The 9,478-nt window shown below is 70.7% G+C and carries 9 protein-coding genes; 3 read left to right on the top strand and 6 right to left on the bottom strand.

Annotation, left to right across the window (positions count from 1 at the left end; translation table 11 throughout):
* Positions 1–308: 308 nt before the first annotated feature.
* On the bottom strand, positions 309–2,195 hold the full coding sequence (locus tag ACRWND_RS22075; RefSeq protein ID WP_431952027.1) for an acyltransferase family protein: 1,887 nt from the start codon (positions 2,193–2,195) through the stop codon (positions 309–311).
* A complete protein-coding gene (locus tag ACRWND_RS22070) occupies positions 2,192–3,295 on the bottom strand; it encodes an LCP family protein (RefSeq protein WP_431952025.1) in 1,104 nt (367 codons plus the stop codon). Before ACRWND_RS22070 ends, ACRWND_RS22075 begins: the two co-directional genes overlap by 4 nt.
* A 306-nt stretch (positions 3,296–3,601) precedes the next feature.
* Here ACRWND_RS22070 and ACRWND_RS22065 point away from each other — a divergent pair, with 306 nt between their 5' ends.
* Positions 3,602–4,141 (top strand): GNAT family N-acetyltransferase, encoded by a 540-nt coding sequence (locus tag ACRWND_RS22065; RefSeq protein ID WP_431952023.1) that lies wholly within the window; start codon positions 3,602–3,604, stop codon positions 4,139–4,141.
* Positions 4,142–4,687: 546 nt separating this feature from the next.
* Here ACRWND_RS22065 and ACRWND_RS22060 read toward each other — a convergent pair.
* Positions 4,688–5,740: a cytochrome P450 gene (locus ACRWND_RS22060; RefSeq protein ID WP_431952021.1), complete on the bottom strand. Its 1,053-nt coding sequence runs from the start codon at positions 5,738–5,740 to the stop codon at positions 4,688–4,690.
* A 105-nt stretch (positions 5,741–5,845) separates the two neighbouring features.
* Entirely contained in the window at positions 5,846–5,917 is a 72-nt protein-coding gene (locus ACRWND_RS22055; RefSeq protein ID WP_431952033.1) for a tryptorubin family RiPP precursor, read from the bottom strand.
* A gap of 627 nt (positions 5,918–6,544) precedes the next feature.
* Here ACRWND_RS22055 and ACRWND_RS22050 point away from each other — a divergent pair.
* Positions 6,545–6,691, top strand: coding sequence for a hypothetical protein (locus ACRWND_RS22050; RefSeq protein WP_431952019.1), 147 nt, complete (start codon positions 6,545–6,547; stop codon positions 6,689–6,691).
* 328 nt (positions 6,692–7,019) lie between these two features.
* Here the strand turns inward: ACRWND_RS22050 and ACRWND_RS22045 are convergent, their stop codons facing one another.
* Positions 7,020–7,658: a TetR/AcrR family transcriptional regulator gene (locus tag ACRWND_RS22045; RefSeq protein ID WP_431952017.1), complete on the bottom strand. Its 639-nt coding sequence runs from the start codon at positions 7,656–7,658 to the stop codon at positions 7,020–7,022.
* A gap of 164 nt (positions 7,659–7,822) precedes the next feature.
* On the opposite strand from ACRWND_RS22045, the gene ACRWND_RS22040 reads away from it, so the two are divergent.
* Positions 7,823–8,530, top strand: coding sequence for an alpha/beta hydrolase (locus ACRWND_RS22040; RefSeq protein ID WP_431952015.1), 708 nt, complete (start codon positions 7,823–7,825; stop codon positions 8,528–8,530).
* 532 nt (positions 8,531–9,062) lie between these two features.
* Here ACRWND_RS22040 and ACRWND_RS22035 read toward each other — a convergent pair.
* Complete coding sequence (locus ACRWND_RS22035) at positions 9,063–9,467, bottom strand: TetR-like C-terminal domain-containing protein (protein WP_431952031.1); 405 nt, start codon at positions 9,465–9,467, stop codon at positions 9,063–9,065.
* Positions 9,468–9,478: the final 11 nt, after the last annotated feature.

Below are 9,478 nucleotides of genomic sequence, written 5' to 3'. Positions count from 1 at the left end.
CGGCCTTCAAGCCCGGGAGGATGTCAAGCCTTCCATCCGTTCGGTGGCGGCCCGCACCTCAGCGGAGGCACCATCAGCTTCACCCCGATCGTGCGGGCCCTGATGGACGGCGGCCGTGACGATGTCCTTTCCGGCGTACCGAGGGCGATCGGGCGGTACCACGTGCCCGTTAAGGCACGTACACCGGGCGCGGTAGTACGCCGACATCACGGAGACGGACCGTCGGAACCGCATGAGGCCGCCCCTGCCGTAGGACGGCGAGCCTCATGCGGTTGCGCCCGCAGGAGTGCCCACCGGCAATCGGCCCCTCACGTCCGCTTCCGTGCGTCCAGGGCTTGCGCGACGGTCTTCGCGTACAGTGCGCCGCCCGCGGGCCCGGGGTGGATGCCGTCGTCCGCGAGCAGGTCGTCCCTGCCCTGGACGGCACGGTCCCAGTCCGCGAGCAGCACGTTCGGGTGCGCCGCGGCGGTCTGCCGGATGGCGGTGTTGACCTGGTCCTTCCACGAGAGGGAGCCATGCACGGTGACCAGGACGACGGTGCGGTGACCGGCTTCCCGGACGATCTGTTCGAGATCCTGGCGGCCACCGACGCCGTTCGTGCCGAGGCCGATCAGCAGGACCTGGCTGCGCCGGCTCGGCTCACCGAGAGCGCGCACCACGTCGGGGCCGGCGGACAGTTGACGGCTGACCCTGGCGTCGATGGCGATGCCGGGGAACGCCTCCCGCAGTTCCGGGGCGGCGGCGAGCATCACGGAGTCACCGACAGCTGTCACGCTTTCGCCCGGGTGGCGCGGCGACAGGTTCGCCGCACCACCGTCGTGCGCGGCCGGCCTCCGGCCGGCGGCGCTGTTGCCGTCCCCGGCGGTGGCGATGCCCCAGGCGGCGACGAGTACGGCCACACCCGCGCCGGCGGCCAGCACCCGGGCGACCAGGGAAACCCGTTGCGCGGCCCGGCCGCCCGAGGCCCCGTGCCGCCGGGAAGCACCCGCACCCGCACCCGAGCCGCCGTCCGCACGGAACGCAGCGGTCGCCGCCCGCCCGTCCTTGCCGGCCAGCGCGGCGAGCGCCACCGCGGCCGCCTGGCGCACCCCGCGGCGGCGCAGGGGTTCCTCCACCCAGCGGTAGGAGGCCGCTGCCACGGCCACTGCCAGGGCCGCGGCGCACAGGCCGCGGAACGGCACATCGTGCGCGGTGCGCCCGTTCGGGACGGCCAGGGCGATCAGCGGCATGTGCCACAGATAGATCCCGTAGGACCGGCGGCCGACCCAGCGCAGCCAGGAGGCACTCATCACCGTGACGAAGAAGGAGTCGGCCTGCGCGGCGGCCAGGACGACGGCACCGGCGGCCCCCGCCGCGGCGGCGAACCCCCACGGGTACAGGCCGGCGGAGTCGGAGTGGACCGCGCCGGCCAGCACGCACAGCACGATCCATCCCGCCACCCCGGCCGCCCCGCACACCCCGGGTGCCCAGCGGTGCTTCCACACACGCCCGGGCGGCGCCGCGAACGCCAGGGCGGCGCCGAGCAGCAGTCCGAAGGCGTGGGTGTCGCTGCCGAAATAGGCGCGGGAGGTGTCCTCGCCGGGCTGGTGGAGCAGCGCCATCAGCGCCAGGGACGCGAACGCCGCCGCCAGGACGGCGGCCGCGCGGAGCCGGGCGCGGGGCGCCCACCGCAGTGCCGGCATCGCCAGGGGCCACAGCAGATAGAACTGCTCCTCCACGCCCAGCGTCCACAGGTGCTGGAAGAGGGGCGGCGGACCGAAGGAGGCGAAGTAGGAGGCGTGGGTGCTGATCTGCCACCAGTTGTTGGTGAAGGTGAGCGCCGACAGGATGTCGTGCCCTGAGGCGTCGACGCGTGCCGGGCGGCAGAGCGCGGCCACCGCGGTCGCGGTCACGAGGAGGGTGATCAGCGCGGGCAGCAGCCGGCGGGCCCGCCGCAGCCAGAACCGGGGGAGGTCGATCCGGCCGGTGCGGTGCCGTTCGGAACACAGCAGGTCGGTGATCAGGTAGCCGCTGAGGACGAAGAACACGTCGACGCCGAGGAAGCCGCCGGGCAGCCAGGACGGGTCGACGTGGTACACGACGACGAGCAGGACGGCCACGGCCCGTACGCCGTCCAGTCCGTGCACGTACGGGCGCGGGGCGGGACCGCGCTGGTCGACGACGGGGCGCTCGAGCACCATGGTCGCGGCGCTCACCGCTGCCCGCCCCGCGGGCCGCGGGCGGGCAGCGGCCGGTCGTCGCGCAGCGCCTTCCACACGGCGTCGGCCTGTGCCGCCGCGGGAACGACCCGGTTGGGGTCCTGCGGGGCGGGGACGACCGGCAGGGTGCGGAAGTCGACGGCGTCGGGGTCCAGCGCGCCGAGCGAGTGGGCGAGGGACGTCAGCGACGCGAGCGAGCCGAGGCCGCTGTCCGTGGTGATGGCGCTGGTGACGTCGTCGAGGAGCCGGTAGAGCCTGACGGGATCCGTCAGCAGGCCGGCGGAGCGCAGCTGACCGATCAGGGCCTTCATGAAGATCTGCTGGAGCTCGATCCGGCCGAGGTCGCTGCCGTCGCCGACACCGTGCCGGGTCCGTACGAGACCGAGGGCCTGTTCGCCGTCGAGGCGCTGTGCTCCCTTGGACAGATGGGCGTGGCTGTAGTGGTCGTCGATGTTCTGCGGGACGTCCACCCGGACCCCGCCGAGCGTGTCGATCAGCTTCGTGAAACCGCTGAAGTCGATCTCCGCGACATGGTCGATCCGCAGCCCGGACAGTTCCTCGACGGTGGCGACCGAGCAGGCCATACCCCCTGTCGTGTAGGCGGAGTTGAACATGACGGACCGCGCGGCCGGGGCGTCACCCGAGTCGGTGGGGCAGGACGGCCGGTCGACCAGGGTGTCCCGGGGGATGCTGATCACCGAGGCGGACCGGTGGTTCTTGGCCACATGGACGACCATGGCGGTGTCGGAGCGGGCGCCGCCGGCGTCCCGGCCGTAAGCGCGGTTGGCTCCCGACCGCGAGTCCGAGCCCAGCAGCAGCACGTTCAGCGCGCCGGCAGACGTGCGCTCCGGCCGGGCCTTGGCGTCGAGCTGCCCGTCGACGTCCTGCGAGGCGATGTTGCCGTCCAGATTCCGATAGGCGACGGCGGAGCCGGTCCCCAGGACCGCCAGGACCACGGCCGCCGTCACCAGCGGGCGGCGTGCCCGCGACCGGGTGGACGGCACCGCGGCCCGGGCCCGGGCGGCGCGTCGCCGATGGCCCGAAAGCCGGTTGCCGTGCCGGTCCGGCTCGGGGACCGGAAGACGTTGGTCGGTCATGCATGCTCCATCGGAAGGTCCGCGACGGACTTCGCGGGGACGCTGCCGATGGTCGACGGCGCAGGTCTACGGCCCGCTTCCGCCGGCCGTCCATGAAGGCTCAAAACCGGCTCGGTCGTGTAGCCGCCGTGTATCGGCCTTCGCTGCGGGCCGCACGACACGTTCGGCGGCAAGCCGGTCGGGCCGGTTCGATTCGATCACTCCCGCCGGCCTCGGGGCGATCGCCGACGCGGTCCGGGGCAACCCACCGCGTCAGTGCTTCCGCACGTCTTGATCACTGCTGAGCTGGCTGATTGGCTGGCCGACATGACCGATCTCGGACCCGTCGCCTGGCCGCCTGCACCGATCAGGACCGACAGGCTCGTGCTGCGTGAGCCCCAGGCCCGGGACCGTGCGGCGTTCATCGAGCTGCTGGCATCGCCAGAGGTGCACACCTACCTCGGCGGACCCCGCCCGCGTGACGAGCTTGAGCGCGGGTTGCCCGAGGTGCCCGAGCGGTGGCCCGGGAGCTTCGTCGTCGATCTCGACGGGGCGATGATCGGCCAGATCCTGCTTCGGAGAGCGCCGGAGCACCATCGCCCAGCCGCCGCAGGCAAGGCCGATCTCGGCTACCTGTTCCTGCCGCGGGCGTGGGGGTTCGGGTATGCCGCCGAATCGTGCGCGGCGGCACTCGACTGGTTCGAAAGCGTCCTTCCCGGCGAGCCCGTGGTGCTCGCCACCCAGACCGCCAACGCCGGCTCGATGCGCCTCGCGGCAAAGCTGGGCTTCACCGAAGTAGAGCGGTTCCGGGCCTGGGACGCCGATCAGTGGCTCGGCCTGCGGGCCCCGATCACGCCCTCCGACTGAGCTCGCGCTCGCGGATCTGCCGAAGTGCCGTTGTTCCTTCTCCACGCCGCCCCAGGCGTCCGGGCCCGACCGACCCGGCTGACCTCGGCGTGCTCGGGGTTGGCGCAGCGCGCCAGCCGCCGCTCCGGCAGGACCTGCGACAGCCTCGCGTTCGGCGGGTGATCCGGCGACCACGGCTGCAGACCCCTGCCTGCTGGGCGCCGGCGCTGTCGACCACCGCGAGCGACCAGAGCTTCCGCCAGGGCGGCCGCGCTGCGACCGGAGACGAGAGTGCTGCGCAGTGGGCGCCCGGGCAGCCGGGACCTCACCGCGGCCGGCGGGTCCCCTCCACGTCCGCCTCGAGAGGCTGCGGAGCCCGACCGGGGGCGTCCCCGGCCGGCAGCGTCAGCGCCCGCCACTCGCTCTGCGGCTCACCGCGGCCACACGACAGGAACCGTCTGACCACCGCGCCGGAGCGCATCTCCAACCCGTGGGTGCTGTCCTGTCCGGTCAGGCCGTCTGCCGCTGCTTCGCCGGGGCGCATACACCTGTACCGCGCGCGGAGACCTATCGCTTGTCGACCACTCGCACACCGGTGACGCCGAGGAGGCCGTGCAGCGGCACGTGGGCTGATCGCTGGTCGGGGTCGACGGTGAGGTTGCCGCGTCGCGCGATGTCCAGCAGGCGCTCGGCGAGGGGGATGACCATGTGGCGTCCCCAGCACCGCTCGTTGGCGTGCCCGAAGGGGAGGTAGCCGGGGTGGTTGTCCGGATCGAGGCTGTCCCAGCGTTCGGGGCGGAACTCGTCCGGTGCTTCCCACAGTTCGGGGTCACGGTGGGTCAGCAGGGGGAGCATCAGCACGTCGTCGCCGGGTCCGATGCGGCCGTCGACCGCGTGGAATTCCGGTGACGCCATACGCAGCAGGTTCCACGACACGGGCAGCAGTCGCAGTGTCTCGTGGATGATGTGCCGGTTGGGCACGTCGTCGTCGAAGGGCGCTCCCAGCCACAGTGCGCCGGTGACGAGTGCCGCGACGGTGAAGCACACAGGTGCTGCCGCACGGCGGTACAGACCCATGGCGTGACGCCGTTCCTGGTAGGTGCGGGCTTCCGAGAGCATCGCGCCGAGGTGGGTGGGTGCCTTGCCGGACCGGCGGAACGAGGGGAGCGCGGCGCCGGCGGCGATCACGGTCCAGGTGAGTTTCGGGGTGAGTTCCAGCCGCCGGTCCACCATCACCTTCAGCCGGTAGGGGTCGTCGCCGAAGACGATGTCCCGCAAGTGGTTGTGCGGCACGTGAGGCCATATGCCGGTCAGGTCGGCGTCCAAGCGTGCGGGGTCGGCCAGTGCCTTCTTGACGTCCTTGGAGACGGCGCGCATCACGGCCGAGGACTCCGGGCGAGTGATGGTGCGGCCCTGCAAGGGCTTGAAGGTGGGGCGTTCGAACTTGTTGGCCGGGCGGCAACGCAACAGGGCGTCGATGAGTTCCGGATCGGAGACTCCCACGGTGTCCGAGTCCAGGCGGAACAGGCCTGTGCCGCGGTGTTCACGCAAGAGCGCGTCGATCCTCGGCGTGAACACGGTGACACGACCGCCCGGGGCGGTGGCGGTGGGGCGGCGCATGGGTGTCCTCTCTTGGCGGTGGGAATGCTGTTGCTCAAACGTTGTGCCCGGCAGCCGTGGCATGCCGGGCACAGACGTCACTCAGCGGATCGGAATGTCCGCGGATCAGTACCAGATGTACCAGGCGTAGGCCTTCAGGCTCTTCTCGGCCTTGAACTTCCTGGTGATTGAACGCATGGCCTTCATGGCGTCTCCCTCCGGAATTGGGTAATGGGTGAACTGCCCCCGAATACCTGGCGGACAGGGCCGGGTGCATGGGTGCGAGATTAGAGACGGGCCGTCAGGGGGGTCAACGTGACGCAGTTCACCCGGAGGTACTCGCCGTTAACGTTTGCTTCACCCGCATCCCGTGTGTGCCCGTTTCTCGCAGTTTGCGCACGGGGGCCATACCGAAAAATTACCGATCCTTACATCGGTAATGCCCGAAGGCGGGTTTCAAGGCGGCGAGGACGTGCTCGGTGCGCGGACGTCACGGCCCCTACCGGGAGGTCTTCGCGACCCGAGACCTCGGACGGGCGCTGTACCTGATCGCCGAAGCCGCGCTGAGCCGGCGCAGCGGCAGCCCCGAGGAGACGGCCGTCGCGCTGGAGCGGATCGATCCGGAGTGGGGCAGACGGTTCCACACCGGTGGCCTGGACGGCACGGGGACGGTCGAGGCGTGCGGGCGCGACCCGTTGGAGGGGCTCGCCTGGATCGCGAGGTCCTGGCCTGAGCAGGCCTGGGGCATGCTGGAGCTGATCTGGTACGAGCGAGGGCCGTGCCCTCTATCTGAGGGGCGGCGAGCTGGACTTCCTCAACCGGGCCGTGCGCCGTGCCGAGCTGGACCACCCCGAACTGACGGACGGGTTCGAGCTGTACTTCCACGCCTTGGAGAAGTCGCTCGGTCTGCGTCTGCCACGCCGGGACTTCGCCGAGGGAGAGGTGCGGGCCGCGTACCGGGCCGAAGGATAGCGGGGGAGCGCGGTGAGGGTTCGGGAGCGCCGTCGAGGTGCGCCCGCGCTCTGCGAAATCGAACACCCTGAGGCAGCGCCCTGTCCTCGCCGCATACGCATAGGTGCCGGGAACGGTTTTCCGGGTCGCGTGCGTCCATTCCGGTGTGACGGCACGCCACGACTGGCGGCCGAGGAGTGCGGACGACTTCTCGGTGACACTGCCGAAGGACCCTCGGAGAAACCCTCTGCTTCGTGCTACCAGCCGTCTGGGCCGCCAGTGCTATCGGTCGGTGGCTTTGGGATGGCCGGTGGAGGCGTTGAGCTTGAAGTGCACTTCCACGATCCCGTCATCGCCCGGCCTGCACGTCGATGCCCAGGAGGCGTCTCAGGACGGTGCGGCCCATCTCGATGTGGCTCGCGTCCTGATATAGCAGGTACATGTCGTTCGCCTGACGCAGGATGGCGAGGACCTGGAAGGTCAGTTCCTGCGGTGACTGCTCGCCGGACAGCCTGCCGGCTTCCTGTGATTCCACGACGGCGGCGTTGACCAATTCGGTCCAGCGGCCGTGGAGGAGTACGAGCTGGTCGCGGACGGCTCCTGGGCGGGTGTCGTACTCCGCGTTCGCGGCGGCGAAGAAGCAGCCGCCCGGGAAGATGTCCCGTTCGACGAAGGAGAGCCAGTTCTCGCACAGAGCGAGGAGCTTTTTCAGAGGATCGGATTCCTGGAGAGCGGGCTGGACGATCTGTTTGTCGTAAACCAAACGAGCCTGTTCGATGATGGCCAGTTCCAGCTCTTCTTTGGATCCGAAGAGTGCGTGCAGTGACGACTTGCTCATGCCTAGCTTGGCGGCCAGCATTCCGATGGTGAGGCCTTGGAGGCCGTGCACGGTCGCTTCTGCGGGTGCTGCGGCCAGCGCGGCGTGTCGGCTCCGCTCCCCATTGCTCCGCGTACGGCGAGCGCGAGTCCCTGTCGCCTCAGCAGACATGATCAGCTCCTCTTGGACGACCGACCGTCCAGTTTAGAGCACTCCCGCTTCGACCGCTGCCTCCGGCGCCCAGGGGGTCGCCCAGAGCACCCGGGTCGCTGTTTGGACGGACGTTCGTCTAACGTGTGGGGCGAACGTTCGTCCAACGATCTGTAAGGAAGACCATGCGGAAGTCGGATCTCCCCACGCTTCTCCTCGTGCATGGCGCGTGGCACCGCAAGGAGACGTGGGGGAAGTTGATCAACGAGCTGCCCGGCATCGACGTCAGGACGGTACAGCTGCCCTCCAGCGCCCCTGTCCCGCCCGAGCGGCTCGGCGGCCTCTACGACGACGCGGAGGTCGTTCGCGCCGCAGTGGACGCCATCGGCCGGCCATATGTGGTGGCTGCCCACTCGTATGGTGCGGTCCCCGTGACGCAGGGGCTGCCGGGCGCGGCCAACCTCCGCCGGGTGGTCTCCATCTGCGGATGGCTCCTCGACGTGGGCGAGTCCCTCCTGTCCGTCATCGGCGGCAAGCCCACGGAGTGGATGCCGGAGCAGGAAGGAGGCTGGTACGACATGACCTCTCCCCGGGAGATCTTCTACGCCGACCTGTCCGAGGAGGATGCCGCCGCCGCAGCCGCGACACTCGGCCCGACCTCCGTGGCGTCCATTACCGAGACTGTGACGCAGGCGGTCTGGCGCACCGGTGTCCCCGTCACCGCCATCTACGCGAAAGACGAAGTCATGGCGCCCTTCTTCAAGAACCTCGCCGAACGAGCCGGGGACACAGTGCTCTCCCTGCCTGGTAGTCACTCCCCCTTCCTGTCACGCCCGGCAGAGCTCGCGGCGATCCTCCGCAACGAGCTCGAACAGGCCGCCAAGGAAGCCTGACTCACGCGGCGCGTGCTCTACGACGTTCGGGCCGACGCCGACGCCGACGCCGACGCCGGGCGCGCTGATACCGCCGGTCGGTCGTGAGTCCCCCGCACACCCGTGGTCGTGATAAGCCGGAGAGCTGCGAGAACACCGCCGAGGTGACAGCACCGGTCGACGGTTTCCGCCGGGCGGCGGCCCCCATCCGCCACGTCGCCGCTCAGCGGAACCAGGCATCTGCCGGCGTCGCGGCAGGTCGGCGGTACGCCCCGCCGCTGAGCACCCGGCAGTGCCGGTGGCCGGCCCGGGGGACGCGCCCGACTCGAAAGTGGGCCGCGCCACAAGACTCCTACCTCGGTTTCGCTGCTGGGCGATTGGCGGGTGGGCTGGCTCTTGGTGACCCACTCACTCGCGGCAGGCGAGGGTGTCGCCCACGGGGGGCGAGGGGGGATTGCGGCAAAAGCGAATGCCCTCAGCGTGCCCCGGGGAACGCGGCGGCCTCGACCGCCGCCCCGAGCGGCGTTTTGGGCCCGCTCGCGGCAGTCGGTCATCAGCGGCGCGGCGAGGAAGCCCTGGTAGGCCCGCCGGAACACGACGACTCCGTGGCCTGGGCCTGGATGCACCGGACGAGGTGTTCGGCGAGGTCGGTGTCGAGGGGGATGCCGGTCAGGAGTCGCCGGTAGAGGATGGTGCCGGCCCAGACGTCCTGGACGAGGTCGGTGTCGAGGTCGGCGGGCAGGTCGCCGCGGTCGATGCCGCGGTGCAGGGCGGCGGTGATGTTCTCGCGTTTGCGGTGGAGGAAGGACTGCCGGAAGCGGGCCATGAGCGCCGGGTGGGGGAGGAGGCCGGCGGCGAGGGCGGGGAGTGCGGCGGCCAGGTTCTCGTCGGCGTGGTTGGCGATGGTCATGTCGACGGCGTAGCGCAGTTCGGCTCGCGTGTCGCCGAGGTCGGGGATCTGTTCGGCGC

Source organism: Actinacidiphila sp. bgisy167 (genome assembly GCF_965342175.1).
Taxonomy (GTDB): domain Bacteria; phylum Actinomycetota; class Actinomycetes; order Streptomycetales; family Streptomycetaceae; genus Actinacidiphila.
Note: the sequence above shows the minus strand (reverse complement) of the source record. Positions and strands in the feature narration are given on the sequence as shown.

Excerpts from the sequence above, each read along its gene's own strand:
- ACRWND_RS22070 (WP_431952025.1), bottom strand. The coding sequence starts at position 3,295 with ATGACCGACCAACGTCTTCCGGTCCCCGAGCCGGACCGGCACGGCAAC.
- ACRWND_RS22065 (WP_431952023.1), top strand. The coding sequence starts at position 3,602 with ATGACCGATCTCGGACCCGTCGCCTGGCCGCCTGCACCGATCAGGACC.
- ACRWND_RS22060 (WP_431952021.1), bottom strand. The coding sequence starts at position 5,740 with ATGCGCCGCCCCACCGCCACCGCCCCGGGCGGTCGTGTCACCGTGTTC.
- ACRWND_RS22045 (WP_431952017.1), bottom strand. The coding sequence starts at position 7,658 with ATGTCTGCTGAGGCGACAGGGACTCGCGCTCGCCGTACGCGGAGCAAT.
- ACRWND_RS22040 (WP_431952015.1), top strand. The coding sequence starts at position 7,823 with ATGCGGAAGTCGGATCTCCCCACGCTTCTCCTCGTGCATGGCGCGTGG.